Source organism: Gilvimarinus gilvus, assembly GCF_030518155.1.
GTDB lineage: Bacteria > Pseudomonadota > Gammaproteobacteria > Pseudomonadales > Cellvibrionaceae > Gilvimarinus > Gilvimarinus gilvus.
The window spans coordinates 1-398 of record NZ_JAULRU010000286.1 but is presented as its reverse complement, the minus strand read 5'-3'; the positions used below and the strand labels follow the sequence as shown (position 1 = coordinate 398).

At 61.1% G+C, this 398-nt stretch carries 1 protein-coding gene; it reads left to right on the top strand.

Translation table 11 applies throughout. The features are described from left to right. Window positions 1-123: 123 nt before the first annotated feature. Window positions 124-398 (top strand): hypothetical protein (locus QWI17_RS04835; protein WP_302721384.1); only part of this gene is annotated, 275 nt, incomplete at its 3' end.

Genomic DNA, 398 nt, shown 5'->3' with positions numbered 1-398 from the left:
CGCGTGGGAAGGGGTTCGTCTTTTCACTGCTGCGGCTAATGACCGTCGCGCCAAGGCCCGTCGAGTGCTGAGCAATGCCCAGGCTCGTATGGAGCGTGCTGTGAATGCGCTGGAGCGTGCCCAATGAGCAAGGTGATCGAGTTCGCCCAGGCTCCAGAAGCCGTTGTCATCAACGAAGAGTTCTTCGAGAAGTTCGCCGACGCCGCGTTGCTGATGATGTGCTTTGAAAGCGTTGCCGATGCGGTCGAGGTGGTCGGGGAGGGCGTCAAGATCCACGACCGCGACGAGATCCACGTAAAGCTGATCGAGGTCTGCATGGCTCTCGCCGTTCTGTTCCGGCGCCGCACTGGTCACGACGTGCAGCAGGTATCTGCCGATCATCTCGACGAGGAGCGGCG